Raw genomic sequence first — 20694 nt, forward strand, 5'->3', positions numbered from 1 at the left:
ACGCGCCGTGATGCAACACGGACTCGGATCATCGACTGAAAGGTGCGCAATGCAACCACGCAAGATCGCCATTGCCAATCAGAAGGGCGGCGTGGGCAAGACTGCAACAGCACTCGGCCTGGCCAGTGCTGTGTCAGCGAATGGGGGCAAGGTCCTTGTCGTCGATGCCGACTCTCAGGGCAATGCCACCAACGGCCTCGGTGTGACCGTCGAAGGCGACATGCTCACCACCTACCACCTGATGAACCAGACCGTCGAAGGTGGCGCGGCAAATGCCGTCATAGCGACCGACTGGGGCGGAGTCGACCTGATTCCCGCAGACGAGGAGCTCGGCAAAATCGAGTCCGATGGCTCAAACGACCTGGTTTTCCGCCTCGATGTCGCCTTCGAAGGCCTGGATCTGAGTCCCTACGACGTCGTGCTGTTCGACTGTCCACCAAGCTTGGGCAAGGTCCTGTTCGCCGTCCTCATCGCTTGTGACGGGGTGGTAGCTGTCACCGAACCGACGATCGACAGTGTGCATGGCGTCGAACGCCTCGACGAAACCATCCGTACGGTGCGCAAACGTGCCAACCCTCGCCTCAACTTCGACAAGATCGTTCTCAGCCGCCGCCGCGGCACCGCCGAGCACAACTTCCGGGAGACCGAGCTGCGGGAGGTCTATGGCGATCTCGTAGCCCGCACGATCATTCCGGAACTGGCGACTCGTCAGGACGCGCACAGCGCACGGACACCGATCCATCAATTCCGAGGTGGTCGCGCGATTTCTCTTCAAACCGCCTACAGCGATCTTCTTGCCGAACTGTCTCTCACCACTGGAGGTGCATCGTGACCGCACAACGTCAGCCGGCGATCCGCAAGACCCACCCCGCCGAAGAACTGCCCGAACGCCCCACGCGCATCGAGCAATCAACGCCCGCGCCGACCCCAGTACCTGCACGTTCGGTCACGCCGTCAGTGACGGGAAGCGACACCGATCCGGCAGAGGGCCTGTCGGCGACGCACAACACGCGAATCCGTCCGAGCATCAAGGCGCGGCTGCGTAGGGGAGTGGACAAACTTCGCTACGAGACGGGAGACCGAACCATCAGCGAGGCGTCGATTACCGACAAGGCGCTGCAGGAGTATCTCGACAAGCACGGACTCTGACGTAGCACTACGAGACCCCCAGCACTGCGTGCGTTGCAGGCCCGCGACGCACGCAGTGCAGGTCCCTACGCGGCTGCAACCGCAAGGGGACCGTTGACCAGGACTACCCCCCGTCAGGAAGGACACCATCCGGTCATGCCCGACGATACAACCCCGCCCGCAACCGCGTTGCGAACCGAGCTGCCCGTGAGTCGACAGATGACACTGGCGTTGGTGACTGTGGCCGCCATGACCCTGTTCATCGCAGCGCTGTCCTTCATCCTGTCGTTTGATGCACTTCGAGCCTTGGCGATCGAGGTCGGTGTGCAACCGGGACGAGCATGGATGGCGCCGGTTGCCATCGACGTTGCCCAAGCTGCTGCAACCGCCGGCTATGTCATCTTCCGCATCTCCGGCCGCGGCCGATACACCCTTGCGTACTGCGCCACGTTGGCCGTGGTGACGGTGTTGTTGAGTGTGGTCGGCAACGCCTTCCATGCCTGGCAGACAGCTGAGCGCAACCTTGCCCGAGTTGCAGCAGGGGAGGACCTCGGGTTCGTTCCGCAGGCTCCCTGGATCGGAGCGCTGTTTGCCGCGATTTTCCCGCTGCTGTGGTTGGCGTTGTTCCACTTGTTCGTGATGATGATCCAGCGCAACCAACCCTCTCCCGGTACTCCGGCGCTTACCAACACCGTGGCGCCCGCTTCGACTGTCTCTGCCACCGCGCCTCGGACCGCGGTGCGTCCCGAGCCTCGTGCTCCCGGAGACGGCGCAACCGCTGACGGCGGTCTGGCAACCCCTCACAGCGCCGCGCACGCACCGTTGCAGGGCGGGCCCGTGACCGAACAGAGCGATGCAACTGCTTCGGGAACACCCGCCTTCGCCTGCAACTCGGTTGTCGAGCCGACAACAATGGGACAACCGGCGGTGTCCGTCACGCGCAACGGATATGCGCAGACCCAGGAGGGATTGCTTCGATTCCTCGCTGACTCCGGGTTCCACGAGACCGTGCAAGTCGTGGCATCGATGATGATCAAGTCCCCGCAACTGCGGCAGATCGATGTTGCTCACCGATTGCAGATCGACAAGTCCACCGTCAGCCGGCGGTGGCGGCAGTTCTGTCAGGCGGCCGAAACCGAAGGGTTTCTGGTCCCGCCATTGCCTGCAATCGAGACCGCTGATCCGGTGAAAGAGCCCTCCCTCGTCTAGACCTCCGTATCGGAACCTTGCCCCAAGCGGCGGCGGAGAACGCTGTCCGCCGCCGCCTATGTACTGCGACCGGCAGATTGTGCGGAAGGTCGGGGCGGTGACGATGAGGATGGAGCTGGAATGCCGAAGAGAGATGCCGTGTACTTCATTGACGGCCGTCGCATTCGGTCGCTTGAGGATTTTCTCCCTGTTGTGGGCGAAGCAGTATCGGGGCCCGGTGGGTATTTTGGTCGCGGCAGTCTCGGCGGCACAGGCCACTTCCTTCGAGAGTCCGCCGCGGTCTGCAAGCTGACGCTCCCAGAGCGCCATCGGTGGGACACGCAGTGGCTGTCCCCATGGCCACCGCGTATCCGTACGACAGCTCCTGAGGCACCTACTGACATTCCGTGCGGTCTGCCGCTGACATCGAGTGACGTATCGCCAGGTCGACCCGCTGACAAGTTCGTGCGGCCTCTCAGCATCGGTCAATCCGAAGGGGGTCCGGGGCGGATCGCCCCCCGGGAAACAGGACACTCCTTCGATCTCGGGCGCACCCACCGGGATAGAGCAGAGAGCGTGTCGGAGACTTCTCGTAATCTCTTTGAGCATGGCCGCCATACCGGAGACGTTGCATCACTACACGACGGCTGCGGGTTTGATGGGAATCTTTGAACCTCGCGATTTCCGCGGTTGGGAGGTTCCCACCACCTGCTCGCTCACCCTGTGGGCGACGGATGCGCGGTATTTGAATGATGCCCAAGAGTTGACGTTCGCGGCCAAGGACCTCGCGGATGCGATGCGCGATCTGGTAGATCGTTCCGATGCTGACCATGCGAAGCTCATCGACGAGCTCGCTGAGCGTATCGGCGAAGGAAACTTCCTCGACCCCGAAGACAACGCGACCACTCACTCGGCCTACGTGACGAGTTTTTGTAAGGAGCCGGATCTTCTTAGCCAGTGGCGAGGATACGGAGCCAATGGGTACTCCATTGAATTCCCCACGGAGGTGCTTAGGAATTTCCTGGTGCCTGTCATGGAGCAAGCACTGGCGAACTTTGGGACCCCATTCCTGGGGGGCGCAGAGCTCGCTCCTGTGCAGTACAAGGTCGATGAGAGTTTCATCCAGCGCCAGGCCAGGAAGATCGTCGACCCGGAGAATCGTCCCTCGGCTCTTCGCCTAGCCCTTGAGTGCCTTGCTCAGTTCAAGCACCCATCGTTTGAAGAAGAGCAGGAGTGGCGTCTGTTTGTCTCACTTGGGGAGACGTTCACTCGGTGCCTGTTCCGTGTGTCGGTTCAAGGCATGTTGATCCCGTATCTGCCGCTTCGGTTCACTCCTTACTCCCTGAAGGACCCGGATAAAGGCCCTTTGTATAAGGGTTTGATTTCCAAATCGGTGTGGGTGGGTCCAAGTCCTGACCGGCAGCTTCGAGCGGTATCGGTGAAGAGAATGCTGCGGCAGTTGTCCTTCAATGACGTGGAGGTTGAGATAAGCGAGACCCCTTTTCGGAGCTGACTACTGAACCGGTGGCGACCGAAGTCAGCTCGGCGTCAGATGGTGATTCTGCACCGACGCACCGACACGCCTGCCACCAATGTCCTGGCTGGGTACATCTAGTGCCGTGTCAGCTTGCGGGCCCGGCGTCCTGGACGATCAGGGGCGGGAGAGTGCGACTTCTTCTCGGGCTCGGCGCAAGGTGGCGTACATCGCGGAACGCGACAGGCCGCTGATCTCGCAGAGCTGAGCTGCGGTGTACTCGCCGGATTCGTAGTCGGCGAGCAGGCGTTTGCGCTGCAAGGCGGACAGCTTCGGTTGCTTGCCTTTGAGTCGGCCGGCCTTCTTCGCTTCGGCCATGCCTTCGCGGGTGCGGACTCGGATGAGGTCGGATTCGAACTCGACCATCAGCGACAACATGCCGAAGAAGAGTTTGCCGGTGGGATCGGTCGGGTCGTGAACAGAGCCACCGATGCTCAGCCGGGTGCCTTTGGCTTCGAGTTTGTCGGCGATCGCCCGGAGGTCAACGGCGGAGCGACCGAGGCGGTCGAGTTTGGTGACGACGAGGGTGTCGCCTTCGCGGCAGGCGGCGAGTGCTGGTCAAGTCCCGAGTAGTGGTGTAATTCGTTTCTGATCCTTCGGAGGTTCAGGCGGGTAGTTGCATCAGTGGATCGGTGGTTACCTCCGTCGGTGTGGGGGTGTCGGTGGTCAGGGTCAGTCGGCAGCGGCTGAGGACTTCGAGGCCGAGGTAGCGGCGGCCTTCGGCCCATTCGTCGGTCTGTTCGGCCAAGACGGCGCCGACGAGGCGGATGATGGCGTCGCGGTTGGGGAAGATGCCGACAACGTCGGTGCGGCGGCGAATCTCGCGGTTGAGTCGCTCGGTGGGGTTGTTGGACCAGATCTGGCGCCACACGTCGTCGGGGAACCCGGTGAAGGCGAGCAGGTCCTCGCGGGCGTCGCCGAGGTGGTCGGCGACCTCGGACAATCGGCCGTCGGTGTATTCGAGGAGTCGGTCGAACTGCTCGTGCACCGCGGTGGCGGTGGGCTGGTCATACACGCTGTGCAGCATCGCTTTTACCGCCGGCCACATGGACTTGGGGCACACTGCCATGAGGTTGGCGGCGTAGTGGGTGCGGCAGCGCTGCCACACCGCGCCGGGCAGGTTCGCCGCGATTGCCTCGACGAGCCCGGCATGAGCATCGGAGGTAACCAAGCGCACCCCGCCCAGGCCGCGGGCCACCAGGTCGGCGAAGAAGGTGTTCCACGATGCCTTGGTCTCACTGGTGGCCACCTGCATGCCCAACACCTCGCGGTGGCCGTCGCCGTTGACGCCGGTAGCCAGCAGCACGACGGCCTTGACGACCTGCTTGTTCTCACGAACCTTGATCGTCAACGCGTCGGCGGTGACGAAGGTGAACGGTCCGGCTTCGTCGAGGCGGCGGTGCCGGAATGCGGCGACCTGCTCGTCGAGGTCTTCGGCCATGCGTGAGACCTGTGACTTCGACAGTGAGTCGATGCCGAGTGTCTTGACCAGTTTGTCCATCCGGCGGGTCGACACACCGGCCAGGTAGCAGTCGGCCACGACGGTGATCAGCGCTGACTCGGCCCGCTTGCGGCGTTCGAGGAGCCACTCGGGAAAGTAGCTGCCCGAGCGTAGCTTCGGAACCGCGACGTCGACGGTGCCGACCCGGGTGTCGAGGGGTCGGTGACGGTAGCCGTTGCGGCGGTTGGTGCGTTCGGCAGAGCGTGCGTTCCATTCGGCCCCGCATACGGCGTCGGCATCCGCAGAGAGCAGGGCGTTGATCATGGTCTGCAGCAGTTCGCGCATCAGATCCGGTGACGCGTCTGCGAGGGCTTGGCCGAGTAGGCCGGCAGGGTCGACAATATGGGGTGCGGTCATCGCGATGACTCCTCGAGGATTCTGTGGAAGGTTGACTCGAAGGATCACGCGGTGGCCGCTTTACGTCCGTCAACGACACAGCGTCAGACACGATCTCGGCCACCGAGTTACACCACTCTATGGGGCACTACTCGAGTGCTTCGCGCAGACCGGGCCGGTGTCGATTGTGGCCGGTGTAGCCCTTGTCGGTGTAGATCCGCTCGTCGGGGAATCCGAGGCGTTTGAGGGCTGTGCGTTGCGCTCGCAGATCTTGGCCCGCGGTGCTGCATCGGGCATAGCCGATCAGGATTCCGTCCATGAGATGACGATCGTGCTGTGTGGGTCAGCTATACGAGACCGACATGCAGGACGGTTAAACAGTACGCTCGGACGGCACCTTCCGCAGGACACGATCGGGTGCCGGACCGTTTCAAGGTGTGCTGTTTGAGGATCTTCAAACAGCACAGGCATCTCACGGGACCGTTCCTGAGCAAGACACGCAGAAGACCGCACAGAGAGTGAGCGCACTCGATACGGGTTCCACTGGAAAGCTGAGCGAAGCAAATGGAGCAATGTTGGCTTGCGTTTGACCTGAAGGTTTTGCTGGAAGTCCACCTCATGCGATGCGGCCGAGGCGATCGACTTTGGCGATGACCAAAATGTCGCCTTCCCGGCAGATGGCGAGAGCTTCGCGCAGACCGGGCCGATGTCGGTTGCGCCCGGTGTAGCCCTTGTCGGTGTAGATCCGATCGTCGGGGACTCCGCGTACTCGATCAGTCTGTCTTGAACCCGGTTTACTCGAAGCGGGTAGACGGCTGAACTAATCTTGGGTGGCTGTCCCCGGTACAATGCGCGATCGGCCACCATATTGAGGGGTAGAGAGTATGCAGGACTCTCGAGTGTTGATGTTCGAGGCCCAAGGTCACAGTTCCCGGTCGGCGGCGATCGACGTGCAGTCGGTGGAGGCGGCGAATCCGCGGGTACAGACGGGTCCGCACGGCCACAACGATCTCGAGTTGTTGTACTTCCGGTCCGGTTCGGGCCCACACATGGTGATGAACCGGATGCTGCCTGTGGCACCCGGCGATGTCGTGCTTCTCCCTCCGGGCGTGGTGCACGATTTGTCGATGGTGGACGCTGCCACCGGGTGGGCCGTGGAGTTTTCTCCGACGGTGCTCGAAGGGATGACCGGGCTCGGCCAATCGTTGCAGTTGTGGCGGTCGAACCCGCTGCTCAGCCCGTTTCTGGCGGCGGAGTCGAGCACGGAGGCCGGCCTGTTCCATGTCGAAGAAGCCGACCGGCCACGGTGGGAGAGTTTGCTGCAGGGCCTCGAAGCGGAGTTTCGTGGCCTTCGCGCAGGCAGTGATTTGGCGGTGCGGGCCTATCTGCTGCTGGTGTTGCTCGAGGTTGCGCGACTGGCCGGTGATGTCGAGGGGGAGCTACGGCATCGGCAGGAGCCGGTGCTGGCGGATGCGTTCGGTGTGATCGAAAAGCATTTCGCGCAGGAGTTGTCCGCCCGGGATGTAGCCGAGGCGGTGGGGATGTCGCCCGGTCATCTGACCACAGTGGTGCGGGAGCGGACGGGTCGGACGATCGGCGAGTGGATCACCGAACGTCGGATGGTAGAGGCGCGATTGCTGTTGTCCCACACCGACCTTCCGGTAGAAGCGATTGCTCGACGGGTGGGATTTCGGGATCCGGCGTACTTCAATCGTCGCTTCCGCCAGGTACACGGTGTCTCGCCGGGAGCATGGCGCAAGTGATCAACCGATGAGGACCGCGCGGACAATGGCAGCGAGTGCTCCGAGGTAGGCCAAGATGATGGCCAATCGGCGGGCACGGTCGGCATCGACTTTGTGACGCAGGAAGCCGGCGACAGCGATGCCGGTGGGGAGTGCGAACACCGCGGCAGCGAGGACCGACCACGAGAGAGCGCTGAAATCGGCCGTGGGGAGCTTGAGGAGCAGGGATCCGGTGGCGACGGTGAGGAAGAACGGTTGCAGGGTCGCGGCGAAGCTGCGATGCGGCCACCGGCTGGCCAGGGCGTAGACCATCAGAGCGGGTGTGGCCACCCCCGCGGTGGCGTTCATCCGGGTCGGGAGCGAAACGGCCAGCCAGGCTCCGGGTACGGCGCCAACGAGTGCGGCGGGGGCGAGCAGGCGATATTTCGACCACGCGATCTCTGCGCGTACCACCGGCAGAAGCATGGCCGCAGAGATGACGCTGCACAGGTTGACGGTCAGGACACCGGAGACGGGACCGAGCAGAACGGACAGAATCGGCGCGGTGACGAGCGCGAGTCCGGTACCGCTGAGCCGTTGCAAAGCGGCACCGGTCATGACCGCGATGGTGACGACGAACAGGAGCGCTGCACTCATGCGCTCTGTCGATCTCGTCCGAGATTGCGACGCTCGGATTCCGTCAGCCCACCCCAGATACCGTGCGGTTGACCGGTTTCCACCGCAAAACGTCGGCAGGACTCGAGGACGGGACAGCGCGAGCAGATTCGTCGGGCCATGCGCTCGCGTCTGATCCGGACCCCGTGGCTTTCCGTGGGGGGACCGAAGAAGGTATCGACGTCGAAGTCGGTGCAGCGTGCGTGGAAGCGCCACGTGTACTGGGTACCGATGTACTCACTCATGGTGCGAGGTGGGGTGAGGTGCGGTGGACGTGCGGTGTGGGCGTGGCGGTGGTGCGAGACGCAGTCGGCACAGGCGCCGCAAGTCCGAGCGCAGATCCGTGGTCAGTCGGGGATCGTGTTCGATGGCGTGGGACAGGCGTCGATAGTATTCGTCGGCGTGGACACCGAAGTGAACGAAGATCTCTCCTTCGGGTGCGCCGTTCCACTGCCGCCAGCGCAGGGCCAGGTCGACCATCTCGTCGTCGACGGTCATCGTGTGACCTTTCGAAGTCGTATAGGGGTACGGGTTCGGGGCGAGTGACTGGATAAGGCGAGGTTCTGTCCGGATAGCTGTGGTGGTGGTCCTCCTGCGACACCGGAGGAGCCAGGGAGGAATCCGGGCAAGATCACTCGGGCGTGGGCCCGGCGGGTACACCGCATGAAGCCGGTGGTCAGTTGGTGCGGGCTCCGATGCCGATTTCCATCAGGTCTTCGCCGATGATGAGTTCTCCGGAGTATCCGGCGGAGGCCGCCTGCCATCGCTCGCTGGGGTTGTTTCCCGGGGCCAGGTGCGACAGGACGAGTGTCTTCGCGCCGGCTTGTTCGGCGACGGGGCCGACCTGTTCGATGGTGGTGTGTGAGTGGAGCAGGTGTTCGATGAATCCTTCCTCATCGGGACTGTAGGGCGGTTCGCCGTACAGTGCTCTCACCCAGTCGGCGTCGATGACTTCATGGACGAGGATGTCGGTGTCGCGTGCGAGACGGACCAGGTTCGGGCTGGGTGCGGTGTCACCGGAGAAGGTGATGGATCCGTCGTCGGTGTCGAATCGGAACGCGAAGGCCGGGTAGACAGCGCCGTGATCGACCAGGGTGGCGCTGACCTTGACGCGGTCGTCTTCCATGACGACGAAGGGGTCCATCTCGGGAAACTGATTGTCGTTGGGACGGGCTGCGACCGCAGCGGGGATGTCGATGTCGCGCGCACGGATCATGTGCTCGAGGGACGGCTTGCCGGAATCGCGGAGGCGGTCGTTGATGTCGGTGGCGTAGGCCTGGGTGAGATAGGCGGTCATGTCGACGGTGCCGGGAGTGGGATTGTCGGGATTGACTACCGCAACGTCCTCGGGGCCGGTGACAGCCGGAAGCGCCCCGCGGTCTCCTGGGCCGTAGACGCCGATCGGTTCAGGTCCGGGCAGACCGTGGTACCACCCGGACAACACGATGTTGAAGTAGTCCATGGTGTGGTCCGAGTGCAAGTGGGTGAGAAAGATCCCGCGGAGTCCCTCGTAGCCGTGAAAATCGCCGTCTTGACCGAGTTGTGCTTTGCGGAGTTGATGGCAACGCCCATCCCGCAATCCACCAGGTAGAACGCATCACCGACAACGACCGCGGTGGCAATACCGTGACGGGGTTGATCGGTGCCGTTGTGCGCGGGGAGCCAGGTCATCGGCCCGCCGGCGGTCCCGAGCAGCACGGCCCGTGTGCGATATGAGCGCGCCTGTCGGACGTAATCGAAGGTGGCTGAAGGGGTCTGCGCAGGCCCGGAGGATGCAGCGGATGAACACCCGGTGAGAGCGGTCGCGGCACCCACGGCCATCATGCCGGCCAGCAAGCCGCGCCGCGACAATGAGTGTTGGTGGGCCTGGTGAATGAGATTGCACATAGAGGTCCTTCACGGGAGAGGTGCATGGCCGCTGTCCACGGCCACAGTGGAGCACTGTGACGCGCTGTCGGAGTCCGTCGTCTGCACCGCTGTTCCCCGGCCCACACTCGACGGACCGGGGAAGCATGCGGTGACCTCAGGCAGGGACGGGGCTGCCGTGGTGGATTTCGTCGACCTCGCGGATGCCGCGTTCGACTCCGGTACCGGGATCCTTGTGGAAGACACCTTCCTTCATGATGGCGACGATGCGGTCCTTGTTCTGCAGGACCGTGATGTCAGCCAAGGGATCTCCGTCGATGAGGATCAGGTCCGCGTAGTAACCGGGGCGGATCTGGCCGAGTTCATCTCCCATTCGCATGATTTCACCGCCGAGTTTGGTCGCCGACAGCAAGGCGTCCTTGGGGCTGAAGTCGAGCAGATTCACGAAGTGGGCGAGGTCGCGGGCGTAGGTACCGTGCGGGGTCCACGCGAATCCGTAGTCGCCGCCGGGAAGAACGCGGATTCCGCGGGCCTTCATCTTCTTGAGTCCTTCGATGGCGCATTCGAGTTCGTGACGGTAGCCGGCTGCTTCGGCTGCCTCCGGGGGGTATCCGAATTCGGCGGCGTCTTCGAGGGTGGCGACGAGCCAGTTGATGCCGGGTGCGACGAAGATGCGGTCTTTCTGTTCTTCCATCATGTCCAGGCCTTCTTCGTCGGTGAAGGAGGCGTGGTAGATGATGTCGACGCCGTTGCGCAGGGACATCTTCACGCTTTCGCCGGAGCGGGCGTGGCTGCACACTCGCAGGCCGCGGCGGTGGGCCTCGGTGACGGCGGCGGCGGTTTCCTCGTCGGAGAAGTAGTTGTCCTTGGCGTGCTGGTTGCCGGTGATGTCCTCTCCCGACATGGACAGCTTGACCAGATCAGCGCCGAGTTCGACGTTGTGGCGCACGGCTTTGCGCATCTCTTCGGGTCCGTCGGCGAAGGCGGTGATGCCGTTGACCAGGGCACCGCCGGTCACGGCGATTTCCTGGCAGTTCGCCAGATAGCGGGGGCCGGGGATCTGTCCGGAGTTGATGGCGTTGCGGATGACCACATCCAGGCGGGGCTTGGCGGCGGCGGCGCCGACGCACATGGTGTAGCCGTGGTCGATGTAGGTCAGGGCGGAGCGGGCGGAGAGCAAGGTGTGTTCTTCCACGCCCATGGTGCCCAAGCCCGGCAGATCGGCGGAGTTGGTCCAGGAGAAGTGGGTGTGGGCGTCGCACAGTGCCGGCATGAGGAATTTGCCGGCACCGTCGATGACGCGGGCGCCGGTGCGGTCGACCGAACCGGGGTGGGCGGTGACCTCGGCGATACGGCCGTCGACGATGCGAACGTCACCGGTGTAGGGGTCGGTACCGGTGGCGTCGAAGATCCGGACGTTGGTGAACACGGTGGCGGACATCGCGTCCACCTCCTTTCGGGAAGGCGTGGAAGAGGGGGTGGCGCCCGGGGCGGGGCCGATCCGCAGGAGGGCAGAGTTGGCTCCCGCCCCGGCGTGCGCCGGTCGGTTGGCTGTGGGAATGTGCTGGTCAGCGGTTGAGGAACTCGGTGAGCAGTGCGGTGACGCGGCTCGGGTCCTCGAGGGTGTGCCAGTGGCCAACCCCGTCGAGGATCTCGAGGCGCGAGTCGGTGATCGACTCGGCCAGCTGCTCGTTGACTGCGACGGGACTGACCTTGTCCTCGTCACCGGTGATCAGCAGAGTAGGGACGGCAATGTCGGTGAACTTCGGTTCGGTGGCCGCGGCGAGGGCTTCGCAGGCGTTGGCGTAGCCGTCCGGGTCCTGTCCGAGCAGTAGCTCGCGTACCGCCGTGACCGCAAGCGGGCGAGTGGTCTTGGTCTCCGTGGACAGTGCAGCGGCGACGATGGTGTCGGCCACTGCCGGCATACCGCCCTCGCGCACGGTTCGGGCGCGTGCTCGGGTTGCGGCCTGGGCCTGCTCGTTCTGGGAGCGCACCGGACCCAGCAGCGCCAGACGCGAGACCCGCCCCGGGTAGGTGGCTGCGAACGTGGTGGCGATCAGAGTGCCCATCGAGTGCGCCACGAGAGCGACCTGGTCGAGTCCTTCGGCATCGAGCAGCGCGGCGAGCTCGTCGACCCAGTTCTCGATGCTGTTCGCTCCGACCACCGGGGACCGGCCGTGTCCGGACAGGTCGTAACGCAGCACGGTGTGCTGCTCGGCCAGCGCCTGTACCTGCGGTTCGTAAACCGTGCTGGCACCGCCCAGACCATGGATGAGCACGACAGCCGGGCCGTTCCCGGTCTTCTCGATGAACAATCGGCGTGAGCCGATGCGGGTGAGCGGCTCGGGGGCCGCGGCGCCGCCGATGACATTGCGCAGTTCCCCCAGGCCCGGGGCGGAGACGACCATCTCGTCGCCGGGGACGAGGTACTTCGGCGGGTCGAAGCCGATGCCCACACCGACCGGGGTTCCGGTGGCGATCACATCGCCGGGTTCGAGGGTGATTCCTGCAGAGAGGGTTTCGATGATGGTGGGCACATCGAAGATGAGCTGGGCGGTGTTCGCGTCCTGACGCAGTTCGCCGTTGATGCGGGTCTGCAACTGGAGGTCGGTGATGTCGATGTCGTCGGCGGACACCGCCCACGGTCCCATCGGGCAGAAGGTGTCGAGTGACTTGCCGATGAACCACTGCTTGTGGGAATGCTGCAGGTCACGGGCGGTGACATCGTTGATCAGCGTGTAGCCCCAGACGTAGTCCATCGCCTCGGCCTTGGACACCTTCGAGGCGCGCTTGCCGATGATGACACCGATCTCGCCCTCGTAGTCGAGGGTGGAGGTGATGTCGGTGTGCGGATCGACCTGATCACCGGAAGCGATCACGGAGGCGGCCGGCTTGGTGAACACCACCGGGAACTCGGGAATCGGGTTGGTGTTGTTGTCGGTGGCGTCGAAACCGCTGCGCGCGAACTCGGCGGCGTGCTCGGAGTAGTTGCGGCCGACGCAGAAGATGTTGCGGTGCGGGGTCAGCGGGGCCAGCAGCGCACCGGCCGTAGCAGTGTCCTCGGCTTCAAGGCGTGAGAGCGCGTCGCGACCTCCGGCGATGATCTGCTGCAGCGACTCCACCGGCGCGCCGGTATCAGTGAAGGTGAGCGGCCGGGGGGTGCCGTCGTCACCGATCACACAGACGCGAGCGCCATCGGGAGTCTGAATTCGGGAAAAACGCACGGAGTCCTCCTGTAGAACCAATGTCGACCAATCGGTGCAATCGGTGGCAAATTCCACGTTAACGGGACGTCATGTGACCCACAACACATGTTCTTGCAGGCTTTTTCGCAAAACTTGGAGTATTTTTGGTTCGGATTGGTTTGAGAGGCGACGATGACCCCGGTCGGTACAGCAGCGCAAGCACTGCGCCATATCGAACAGCTCCTCCACGACGGCGCTTACCGCCCCGGCGATCGGCTCCCCACCGAACGCGAACTTGCCGCCACGACAGGGCTCGGTCGAGGTGCGATCCGCGAAGCCATGCGTCATCTCGTCGACACCGGCCTGGTAACCCGGCACGTCGGCCGCGGGACGTTCCTCGCGCAGCCTCAACATCCCAACCTCGACGTGAGCAGCCCCAGCCCGGCCGACATCATGGCGGCGCGACTGACGATCGAACCGACACTCATGTCGGCTGTCGTGCTTACCGCCTCCGGCCCCGATCTCGCCGAACTGGAACAGATCCTCCGCCACGGCCAACACGCGACATCGTCCGCGGAGTTCGAACAGTGGGACATCCGCTTTCATCACGGCCTCGCTGCCGCGACTCACAACGAAGTCCTCATCGGCGTCAGCCGCTATCTCATCCTCTGCCGAGAACAACCGATCTGGGGCAACCTCAAGGAACGCACCTTCAGCACCATCACGCGCGACGCCTACTGTGCCGAACACACCGCGATCCTCGAGGCCATCAAAGATCGTGACCCCGACGCTGCCGCCGAGCACATGCGTACCCATCTCCTCCACGTGCGACGAACACTGACCAAGAAGATGAGCTGATCTCGGGCGCAAGGAGGAAGCACGGTAGTCCTGAGCCGGCACACGAAAACCGTGCTGGTTAGGGATCGCCAAGCAGGACACCTGAGTCACGACTGTTCGCCACGTGGAGAACAGGACCGACACGCACCGGCCGTCCCGCTAGGCTCGGTGCAATGCTCGTATGGATCAACGGTGCGTTCGGTGCGGGAAAGACACAGACTGCATTCGAGTTGCATCGACGGGTACCTCGCTCTCACGTCGCCGATCCTGAACTCATCGGCTTCGCGATCCACAAAATGCTTCCGGCCTCCGCGCGACGCGACTTTCAGGACCGACCCCAGTGGCGAGCAGCGGTAGTCGCGACCCTGGCCGACGCGGTGGCTGCCCACGACGGTCCGGTGATCGTGCCCATGACACTGGTCAACCCGGACTACTTCGACGAGATCATGGCCGGTCTGTCCGCCGAGGGCATTGACGTCAGGCACTTCTGCCTCGTCGCGTCACCCGGCACCCTCCGGCGTCGGCTACAGACCCGCACCGGTTACTGGCTGGGCCGCATCGCGGGAAGAGATGAAACCTGGGCTATGCACCAGATCGACCGTTGCGTGAGCGCACTCGCCACAGAACGATTCACCGAACACGTCGATACGGATAATCGCACCGTCGACGACGTTGTGGAGCACATTGTGGCGCGCACGAACCTACACCCGACACACGGCCGCTTGTCCCCCGTCCGCTATCAGCTCCGGCGAGCCTCAGTCGGTATCCGCCATATCAGAATCTGAGTACGGGGTTCCCGAACCCTGGTGAACCAGTCGGCGACACACCCAAAAGCTCTCGCTCTCACTGAACGGGTACTTTGACAGAATCGCGAAGCTATCCGCCTTCTGGAGTGTTTCAACAGTGCGGAACGGTGAATGAGGAGCGCATGCCTGCCGACGACCAATCCTATGTCCTGCGACTTCAGGACGTCAGCGTTGTACGCCAGGGCCGAGCACTCGTCGCCCACGTCGATCTCGACATCCGCGCCGGTCAGCACTGGGCGGTGCTGGGCCCCAACGGCGCCGGCAAATCCACGCTGCTCGCCCTGTGCGGAGCACAATCACATCCGACCACCGGCACGGTGCACGTCCTCGGCCACCGACTCGGCCGCGTCGACATGCGTGAGCTGCGCACCCACATCGGTCACGTCGACCCCCGTACCCGGATCGACCCCTACATCCCGGTACGGGAAGCAGTGCTGACCGGACTGTATGCGGCGACCGCCCTGCCGCGCCGCGCCGAACCTACGGTCCTCGAACACCAGAAGGCCGAGGACCTGATCGCGATCCTCGGCCTGCGGGCGATCACCGACAGCCCCTGGTCGGTGCTGTCACAGGGAGAACGGGGCCGGGCATTGATCGCGCGGGCCTTGGTCACCGACCCGGATCTGCTGCTGCTCGACGAACCGAGCACCGGTCTCGATCTCGCGGCCCGCGAGATCCTTCTCGGCGTGCTCGCCGAACTACGGCAACTACGACCCGAGCTGTCCTCGGTGCTGGTCACCCACCACCTCGAAGAGCTTCCTGTCTCGACGACCCATGCGCTCGTCCTCGCCCACGGCACCGTCGTGGCCCGCGGACCGGTCGAAGACACCGTGACCTCGGAAACGATCACCCGCGCGTTCGGACATCCGATCGTCGTCGAGCGCCGTGCGGGACGATGGTCCGCCACCGCAGCGGCCCCAGCGCACACCGGCTGACGTCCGTTGCTCCTCGACTGTTCGCCGGACTCATCATGCCGTGGGTACCACGCGAGGTTGTCCAGCGGTAGACGAGCGTTGCCACTGGCCGTCCAGGATCTTCGAAGAAGCGATGACCACCCCCGAGAAATAGCCGAATCCTGTGGATCGGAAAATCCAGTTCCCGGGCGTCCTGATCGCTCGTTACCGGCGGGGCTTGGGTGAGACGTTCATGGTGATGCGGGTGGGAGACGAACACCGTGCCGTCCGCGTCGGAGACCTCGACCGGGACGAGTTCGATGGGTTCGTCGGTGCACTCCGGGATGACGTCGAGTTCGGCGATTGCGGTCTCGGCCGGTGATGCGAGGGAACCCTCGTAGACTCGTCGAGCGAACAACGCCCGGACCCCGCCGCCAGCAGGGGATGGGCGACGGGGTCCGGCATCGTCGAGGTGGCCCGATCTCGAAGCCCCCCGGCGGCGGTGATCGTCTGTGCAGGGGGGGACAGGCGATCACCGATACCTCGAGCCTACGCCCCCGCACGTGCCGCCGGGCGGAATATGCGCTTCCGGGCACTGCCGACGGGGCGGATCGGCGTCTCCGGCCCCCTGCGCCGGATGTGCCGTACCCCGTCGGCGCTTCTCGCTGGTGAAGACAACCCGCGAGAAGATCATTCGTTTCTCATTCAGTCTATTCACACTGTGCACGATCAACTCGGGAACGGATTTCTTCGGCCTTTCGTCCAGGTGCGGTGCGGTTCCGCCGTAGACGCACCGAACCGCCCTGGACGCGGCGCAGGCTCTGTTCTGACGACCCCTGGAGGCGCAGGCATCGCACCGGCAACGGCAGGTGTGGAGCAGCGTCGCGGCCACGAGGGTGCTCACAAGGCTGACGCGGGACGGTGCCGTCGGGATCGAGCAGCGCGGTGCTTCGGGCGTCACTCACAGCCGACGTACCCGGCGGGCGTGGCGCCCCTTGGGACCCACACCCACGTCGAATTCCACTGCTTGGCGTCCTGGAAGACGGGGACGTTACTGCATTCGATGTCGGTGTGCTCGACGAACAGATCGGCGCCGCCGTCGTCGGGAGCGATGAAGCCGAAGCCTTTGTCACCGTTGAACCACCTGATCACCCCGCGTGCCACCGCCACCACGCCCTTCCTCGATACCCCCGAGGTCGATGCCTGATTGTGTCATCGCTCGATTCGACGAGAGGGGACAGTCGACGAGGACGCGAGGACCTTTACCAGTACAGGACCGCTGCGAGGGCAGGACCGATTCTCCGGGTCGGTCGCAGGATGGTTCTCTGTGTTCGGCAACAGCCCTGAACCTTGCGGTGGAGGTCATGATGCTGCTGCACCCGCACAGACGGTGACCGAGCGACGACGTTGCAAGGTGACCGCTGCCGGGCCTTGAGCTCCCCGGATCCGCGGCCCTTCCCCGGGGTGTCGATGTCCACGACTGCGCCACCGTGGCACCGTCCCCGCGGATCGGCCCTTGCCTCCGCGACGACCGCGGATCATGCGTGCCTGGATGTAACGTGAGAGGCGAAGTCCATATGTGTTTGTCGGCAGTCCCCGCTTGTTCTCCCTCCTCGAGTGACGGGGCCGCTCGGTCCGCGCATTCCTCCCCCGTGTGCGTGGGCCGGCGGGAAGCTCGGTGGTGCACACCCGGGCTTTTCGCACCGCTGTCGGCGGTGCTGCGGACCGCGAGAGCGCCGATGCCAGAAAATCTGTTCGGGCGGAGCCGGGGCGATACTCGGCGGACCGCCGGCCGAGTCGCTTTCGCGGAACCGTCAGGGATTCTGGGCGCGGCCGTGCCACTCGAGCAGGGTGCGGGCCAGGTCGGCGACTTTGAGGTTCATCTGCTGGGAGGTGCGGCGCAGTGCGTCGAAGGCCTCGTCGGCGGTCATCTTCTCCAGTCCCATCAGCAGCCCGACGGCGGTGCCGATCTCGCGGTTGCTGAGCAGCCCGGCTCGCAGAGACGCGATGTCCTGATCGCGGCTGACCGCGGTGGCGGTCACCGACGCGAAGGCAGCGAGCACACCGGCCTGGGCGGCGGCCTCGGTGGTGAACGCGCCCGGAGTGGTGGAGAACAGGTTCAAGGCACCGACCTTGTGCTGGTCGATGACCAACCGGAAACCCATCACTGCGCGTACCGGGGTGGTCTCGACCACCGCGCGGGCGAGTTCGGGCCAGTGGGAGGCGGTGCGCAGATCCGGGTCGATCTGCGGGATGTTCTCGGTGATCGCATCGACGCACGGGCCCTGTCCGAGCCGTCGCTCCAATGCGTCGATGCGGGCGGCGATGTCATCGGTGGCGGCGACGGTGACGTACTGTTCGCGCTGCTGCAGCATCACGCTGGCGTGGTCGCAACCCGGTACCAGCAGGGTAGCGGCGACGCAGATCGCCGCGTACACCTCGCTCGCGTCGGAGCCGCTGTACAAGATCTCGGCCAGCGCGGAGAACACCGTGGCCGGATCCGCCCGGGTCGGCTCGGGGATCAGCGGGGACTCGGCCCCCGCGTCCTTGTCGGTCATCACATGAGGATTTCATGCCCGGATTGCAGCCGGCATCGGGGATGACCCGCACGGTAACCACCACGAGCTGGGCCCTTGCGGTGAGGACGCGCCCACCGGACCGTCCATCCGCAGCACGGACGGTGCCATCACTGTCCCTTCTCGACATCCTGACAGTGCGTGATTCTCACGAACTTGACGTAATCCTCAGCCCGGTCGCTACTTGGTGACCGTCGCCCCGCGGTGCGGGACTACGAAAAAGGTAACGGGGCGAAGCGGAGTGTCCCCACCGGACCGTACTTCGGGGGCACGCTCCGGGAGGGCAGGAACGCCGAGCCACCATCTTCCTCTCCGCGGGCAACGGTAGGGGAGGAGGTGGTGCGGGGCGGACTGTCCGTCGGTGACCCTTCCGAAAGGAGTCGTACGCCGGCATCCGACCGAGTCGGCGATCGCCCGGGGCCGGTCCTGTCCACCTCCGTCGGCGTTGATTCCCCCTGCGAATCAACCGTGTCGGGATGGGACGGACCGGCCCCCTTCTGCTCTGGTGCCTGCCGTCACGTGCAGCCACCCACCCGCAGGCGTGCGCGCTCGGTGCGGGGCCTACCGCCGGGGCGCGAGCCCGTCGGCGGCCTCGATGCGGTACTGCGCTCGCAGCACCGCCGGCACGTGGCCACCGAACCTGCTCCGGGGTGTGTTGCTGTCGTTGGGGATGCCGACGGGATAGGCCACTGGTGGTGTTCAGCTATGACGGTGGAACCCGATGCGGCGGCCGCGGCGGTCGGTCGGGTGAGTCAGCGCGGCCTGCACGACGGCGACCGCGCCGAGTCCCCCCATGAGGATGAGCAGCAGCAGAGCGACGTTGAGGTTCATCATGGCCTGTCCTTCCGGAGTGGGGTGGTGTGGTGCCTGTGGCATCGCGAGAGGGTCGGCACGGTCACCGAGCGAGGGCCCGGCAAGGGTGCACCGACACCACCGGCGCGTCCGTCGTATCCCTCTCGATCGCGGGTCTCCTTCCTGCGCAAATGTGCCTTCACGTCACACTAAACATGATTTGGGTCACATTCGGTGTAGATGACTTTCTACTCCATACCGACCGGAACGCGCGACTCGGACAATCGTCCACCGTCCGGTTGCCACATGGCTACCGGCAGGGATGCCTACAGCTCGAGGCTCGACGTCGATGGAGCGGACCGGCAGCAACTCGGCCGGCACCGCAGCGGGGCGCCGGCAATCCGTGAGCCCTGAGCAAGAAGGTGCATCCGGGACGGAGCGGTCTCTTCCCCAGACGCCTACGCCCCGGATGCCTTTCTTGTCTATCAAAATCGCCAAGGAGAACACCGCGGTATCGGGAAAACGCTTCCATCGGCGTTGTCCGCTGACGACGTGGCGGGTACGCCGCTCTACAACCCGGAGCGATCGCCGTGCCGTCACGGCAGGAGGTGCACGAGTGCAGCAAGTCGACGGCTGGGCTCGTCCTCGAAAGGGGTACAACCTGGGCGGCGCGCGCACAGCTCGACTGTCACGAGCACTGCATCGAATCTCGCCCCACACGGAACCGATCGCGAGACAACGGTGCGCTTGCTCGAGTACATCGGTGCTCAATCGGGCTACCGGTCGCACATCGACGACGAGGGGTTCGTGGTCCGGTCCGACATCGGCCACCGTGCCGTGCAGCAGCCAGGCGAAACGTCTGTGCTCTTCGCCCGAGTTCGGCGTACCTGCGGATCCGGCGCACGATCCCATCCGCCGCCCGCCGCGGCCACCATGGTGCGGGGGAGATGGTGGTCACCGACAATCCCGGCAGCAGTATGTCGGCTTCGTAGTCTGGGCTCGGTCCGTTTCGGCGTCGATGTCGGATCCCTCGAAGTACCGCGGGACGAGCTGATCGTCCTCGCCGACCATCGCCGCGAACCGATCGAGATTGTCGACGACGGGTCGTTCCCGCTCCCGGGCCGGCTCCGAGTCGGTCGGATGAGTCATGTACTCCCGATCCTCTCGTCGATACGGCGGTGCAGGCCACCACCACCAGATCCGGAAGCAACCCGTCCACGATCGAGGCGTACCAGCGCGGCAGCGTGGGTGGTGTCTGCCACGCACTGCCCGTCTCGGTCTCCATTACCGGATGCCAGGTCAGTTCAATGCCGACTCGCGGGGCCGGAGGGCACGAAAAGACCGCCCCGGGTCGTATTCGGCCGTGGGAGGAATCTCTACGCCCATCTCGCGGGCTTCGTTCACGGCCGAAGCCAACATCCGGCAGGTGCGCTCGTAGCGGCACCGCAGGTCCTCGGCCAGCGTGACATGCCGCACCTCAACGCCGGCGGGGACATCATCGAGTACCTCGGCGACGATCGACGCCAAAATCACAACTAATGTCTCGACGTCCTCGAGTGCCCAACGCCGTGTCCAGTCCATGCCCGTGGCTTTCGTTTCTCATTCGTCCCCGTGTGCCAGTATCGGCCTGCGTGGCTTTTCGATCACGCGCACCGT

General features: G+C 64.6%; 22 protein-coding genes and 4 pseudogenes. 9 read left to right on the forward strand and 17 right to left on the reverse strand.

The window, feature by feature from the left end; translation table 11 throughout:
* The first annotated feature begins 49 nt into the window (after window positions 1-49).
* The 4 genes from AC6CID_RS24250 (at window position 50) to AC6CID_RS24265 (ending at window position 3829) form a co-directional block, all read left to right on the forward strand.
* Entirely contained in the window at window positions 50-832 is a 783-nt protein-coding gene (locus AC6CID_RS24250; protein WP_220667185.1) for a ParA family protein, read from the forward strand.
* Entirely contained in the window at window positions 829-1149 is a 321-nt protein-coding gene (locus AC6CID_RS24255) for a hypothetical protein (RefSeq protein WP_006553234.1), read from the forward strand. The genes AC6CID_RS24250 and AC6CID_RS24255 overlap by 4 nt, the downstream gene beginning before the upstream one ends.
* A 228-nt stretch (window positions 1150-1377) precedes the next feature.
* Window positions 1378-2337, forward strand: a complete 960-nt coding sequence (locus tag AC6CID_RS24260; protein WP_220667184.1) for a DUF2637 domain-containing protein — start codon at window positions 1378-1380, stop codon at window positions 2335-2337.
* Window positions 2338-2923: 586 nt separating this feature from the next.
* On the forward strand, window positions 2924-3829 hold the full coding sequence (locus AC6CID_RS24265) for a DUF2971 domain-containing protein (protein ID WP_498354615.1): 906 nt from the start codon (window positions 2924-2926) through the stop codon (window positions 3827-3829).
* Between the two features lie 138 nt (window positions 3830-3967).
* Here AC6CID_RS24265 and AC6CID_RS24270 read toward each other — a convergent pair.
* From AC6CID_RS24270 to AC6CID_RS24285, 4 genes and pseudogenes are all read right to left on the reverse strand, one after another.
* Window positions 3968-4345 (reverse strand): annotated as a pseudogene (locus AC6CID_RS24270) (recombinase family protein); the annotation flags it as partial.
* A 109-nt stretch (window positions 4346-4454) separates the two neighbouring features.
* Window positions 4455-5708, reverse strand: coding sequence for an IS256 family transposase (locus tag AC6CID_RS24275; RefSeq protein WP_498354616.1), 1254 nt, complete (start codon window positions 5706-5708; stop codon window positions 4455-4457).
* A 127-nt stretch (window positions 5709-5835) separates the two neighbouring features.
* Window positions 5836-6006 (reverse strand): recombinase family protein, encoded by a 171-nt coding sequence (locus AC6CID_RS24280; RefSeq protein ID WP_498354617.1) that lies wholly within the window; start codon window positions 6004-6006, stop codon window positions 5836-5838.
* Window positions 6007-6303: 297 nt separating this feature from the next.
* Window positions 6304-6459 (reverse strand): annotated as a pseudogene (locus AC6CID_RS24285) (recombinase family protein); the annotation flags it as partial.
* Between the two features lie 133 nt (window positions 6460-6592).
* Between AC6CID_RS24285 and AC6CID_RS24290 the strand changes: the two are divergent.
* Window positions 6593-7450 (forward strand): AraC family transcriptional regulator, encoded by an 858-nt coding sequence (locus AC6CID_RS24290; RefSeq protein ID WP_259444428.1) that lies wholly within the window; start codon window positions 6593-6595, stop codon window positions 7448-7450.
* Here the strand turns inward: AC6CID_RS24290 and AC6CID_RS24295 are convergent, their stop codons facing one another.
* From AC6CID_RS24295 to AC6CID_RS24320, 6 genes are all read right to left on the reverse strand, one after another.
* Window positions 7451-8065, reverse strand: coding sequence for a hypothetical protein (locus AC6CID_RS24295; RefSeq protein ID WP_220667122.1), 615 nt, complete (start codon window positions 8063-8065; stop codon window positions 7451-7453).
* Complete coding sequence (locus AC6CID_RS24300; protein ID WP_498354618.1) at window positions 8062-8328, reverse strand: WhiB family transcriptional regulator; 267 nt, start codon at window positions 8326-8328, stop codon at window positions 8062-8064. The genes AC6CID_RS24295 and AC6CID_RS24300 overlap by 4 nt, the downstream gene beginning before the upstream one ends.
* Entirely contained in the window at window positions 8321-8581 is a 261-nt protein-coding gene (locus AC6CID_RS24305) for a hypothetical protein (protein ID WP_220667124.1), read from the reverse strand. Before AC6CID_RS24305 ends, AC6CID_RS24300 begins: the two co-directional genes overlap by 8 nt.
* A gap of 178 nt (window positions 8582-8759) precedes the next feature.
* Window positions 8760-9545 (reverse strand): MBL fold metallo-hydrolase, encoded by a 786-nt coding sequence (locus tag AC6CID_RS24310; RefSeq protein ID WP_220667125.1) that lies wholly within the window; start codon window positions 9543-9545, stop codon window positions 8760-8762.
* A 561-nt stretch (window positions 9546-10106) separates the two neighbouring features.
* Window positions 10107-11390: a metal-dependent hydrolase family protein gene (locus AC6CID_RS24315; protein WP_498354619.1), complete on the reverse strand. Its 1284-nt coding sequence runs from the start codon at window positions 11388-11390 to the stop codon at window positions 10107-10109.
* Between the two features lie 127 nt (window positions 11391-11517).
* Window positions 11518-13173, reverse strand: coding sequence for a bifunctional fumarylacetoacetate hydrolase/alpha/beta hydrolase family protein (locus tag AC6CID_RS24320; RefSeq protein WP_498354620.1), 1656 nt, complete (start codon window positions 13171-13173; stop codon window positions 11518-11520).
* Window positions 13174-13326: 153 nt separating this feature from the next.
* On the opposite strand from AC6CID_RS24320, the gene AC6CID_RS24325 reads away from it, so the two are divergent.
* From AC6CID_RS24325 to AC6CID_RS24340, 4 genes are all read left to right on the forward strand, one after another.
* Complete coding sequence (locus tag AC6CID_RS24325) at window positions 13327-13992, forward strand: FadR/GntR family transcriptional regulator (protein WP_220667128.1); 666 nt, start codon at window positions 13327-13329, stop codon at window positions 13990-13992.
* 152 nt (window positions 13993-14144) lie between these two features.
* Window positions 14145-14756 (forward strand): AAA family ATPase, encoded by a 612-nt coding sequence (locus AC6CID_RS24330; protein WP_220667129.1) that lies wholly within the window; start codon window positions 14145-14147, stop codon window positions 14754-14756.
* 143 nt (window positions 14757-14899) lie between these two features.
* Window positions 14900-15712: an ABC transporter ATP-binding protein gene (locus AC6CID_RS24335; RefSeq protein WP_220667130.1), complete on the forward strand. Its 813-nt coding sequence runs from the start codon at window positions 14900-14902 to the stop codon at window positions 15710-15712.
* 196 nt (window positions 15713-15908) lie between these two features.
* On the forward strand, window positions 15909-16052 hold the full coding sequence (locus AC6CID_RS24340) for a hypothetical protein (protein ID WP_220667131.1): 144 nt from the start codon (window positions 15909-15911) through the stop codon (window positions 16050-16052).
* Between the two features lie 579 nt (window positions 16053-16631).
* Here the strand turns inward: AC6CID_RS24340 and AC6CID_RS24345 are convergent.
* The 7 genes and pseudogenes from AC6CID_RS24345 to AC6CID_RS24375 all read right to left on the reverse strand — a co-directional run bounded on the left by AC6CID_RS24345 (window position 16632) and on the right by AC6CID_RS24375 (window position 20619).
* A pseudogene (locus tag AC6CID_RS24345) lies at window positions 16632-16834 on the reverse strand (cold-shock protein).
* Between the two features lie 650 nt (window positions 16835-17484).
* Window positions 17485-18228 (reverse strand): GAF and ANTAR domain-containing protein, encoded by a 744-nt coding sequence (locus AC6CID_RS24350; RefSeq protein WP_220667132.1) that lies wholly within the window; start codon window positions 18226-18228, stop codon window positions 17485-17487.
* A 579-nt stretch (window positions 18229-18807) separates the two neighbouring features.
* A complete protein-coding gene (locus AC6CID_RS24355) occupies window positions 18808-18936 on the reverse strand; it encodes a hypothetical protein (protein ID WP_259444425.1) in 129 nt (42 codons plus the stop codon).
* Between the two features lie 9 nt (window positions 18937-18945).
* A complete protein-coding gene (locus tag AC6CID_RS24360; RefSeq protein WP_175428184.1) occupies window positions 18946-19122 on the reverse strand; it encodes a hypothetical protein in 177 nt (58 codons plus the stop codon).
* A 141-nt stretch (window positions 19123-19263) separates the two neighbouring features.
* Window positions 19264-20002: pseudogene (locus AC6CID_RS24365) on the reverse strand (DUF6098 family protein).
* Complete coding sequence (locus AC6CID_RS24370; protein ID WP_138846303.1) at window positions 19993-20187, reverse strand: hypothetical protein; 195 nt, start codon at window positions 20185-20187, stop codon at window positions 19993-19995. Before AC6CID_RS24370 ends, AC6CID_RS24365 begins: the two are co-directional and overlap by 10 nt.
* A 150-nt stretch (window positions 20188-20337) precedes the next feature.
* A complete protein-coding gene (locus AC6CID_RS24375; protein WP_138846302.1) occupies window positions 20338-20619 on the reverse strand; it encodes a hypothetical protein in 282 nt (93 codons plus the stop codon).
* Between the last annotated feature and the right edge of the window lie 75 nt (window positions 20620-20694).

Source organism: Rhodococcus sp. GQ147 (assembly GCF_059759155.1).

What these genes read in the sequence shown, in the direction of transcription:
- AC6CID_RS24375 (WP_138846302.1), bottom strand. Translation starts at nt 20,619, where the DNA reads ATGGACTGGACACGGCGTTGGGCACTCGAGGACGTCGAGACATTAGTT.
- AC6CID_RS24290 (WP_259444428.1), top strand. Translation starts at nt 6,593, where the DNA reads ATGTTCGAGGCCCAAGGTCACAGTTCCCGGTCGGCGGCGATCGACGTG.
- AC6CID_RS24335 (WP_220667130.1), top strand. Translation starts at nt 14,900, where the DNA reads ATGCCTGCCGACGACCAATCCTATGTCCTGCGACTTCAGGACGTCAGC.
- AC6CID_RS24350 (WP_220667132.1), bottom strand. Translation starts at nt 18,228, where the DNA reads ATGACCGACAAGGACGCGGGGGCCGAGTCCCCGCTGATCCCCGAGCCG.
- AC6CID_RS24250 (WP_220667185.1), top strand. Translation starts at nt 50, where the DNA reads ATGCAACCACGCAAGATCGCCATTGCCAATCAGAAGGGCGGCGTGGGC.
- AC6CID_RS24265 (WP_498354615.1), top strand. Translation starts at nt 2,924, where the DNA reads ATGGCCGCCATACCGGAGACGTTGCATCACTACACGACGGCTGCGGGT.
- AC6CID_RS24315 (WP_498354619.1), bottom strand. Translation starts at nt 11,390, where the DNA reads ATGTCCGCCACCGTGTTCACCAACGTCCGGATCTTCGACGCCACCGGT.
- AC6CID_RS24305 (WP_220667124.1), bottom strand. Translation starts at nt 8,581, where the DNA reads ATGACCGTCGACGACGAGATGGTCGACCTGGCCCTGCGCTGGCGGCAG.
- AC6CID_RS24325 (WP_220667128.1), top strand. Translation starts at nt 13,327, where the DNA reads ATGACCCCGGTCGGTACAGCAGCGCAAGCACTGCGCCATATCGAACAG.
- AC6CID_RS24330 (WP_220667129.1), top strand. Translation starts at nt 14,145, where the DNA reads ATGCTCGTATGGATCAACGGTGCGTTCGGTGCGGGAAAGACACAGACT.
- AC6CID_RS24370 (WP_138846303.1), bottom strand. Translation starts at nt 20,187, where the DNA reads ATGACTCATCCGACCGACTCGGAGCCGGCCCGGGAGCGGGAACGACCC.
- AC6CID_RS24360 (WP_175428184.1), bottom strand. Translation starts at nt 19,122, where the DNA reads ATGCCACAGGCACCACACCACCCCACTCCGGAAGGACAGGCCATGATG.
- AC6CID_RS24280 (WP_498354617.1), bottom strand. Translation starts at nt 6,006, where the DNA reads ATGGACGGAATCCTGATCGGCTATGCCCGATGCAGCACCGCGGGCCAA.
- AC6CID_RS24275 (WP_498354616.1), bottom strand. Translation starts at nt 5,708, where the DNA reads ATGACCGCACCCCATATTGTCGACCCTGCCGGCCTACTCGGCCAAGCC.
- AC6CID_RS24300 (WP_498354618.1), bottom strand. Translation starts at nt 8,328, where the DNA reads ATGAGTGAGTACATCGGTACCCAGTACACGTGGCGCTTCCACGCACGC.
- AC6CID_RS24260 (WP_220667184.1), top strand. Translation starts at nt 1,378, where the DNA reads ATGACCCTGTTCATCGCAGCGCTGTCCTTCATCCTGTCGTTTGATGCA.
- AC6CID_RS24295 (WP_220667122.1), bottom strand. Translation starts at nt 8,065, where the DNA reads ATGAGTGCAGCGCTCCTGTTCGTCGTCACCATCGCGGTCATGACCGGT.
- AC6CID_RS24310 (WP_220667125.1), bottom strand. Translation starts at nt 9,545, where the DNA reads ATGGACTACTTCAACATCGTGTTGTCCGGGTGGTACCACGGTCTGCCC.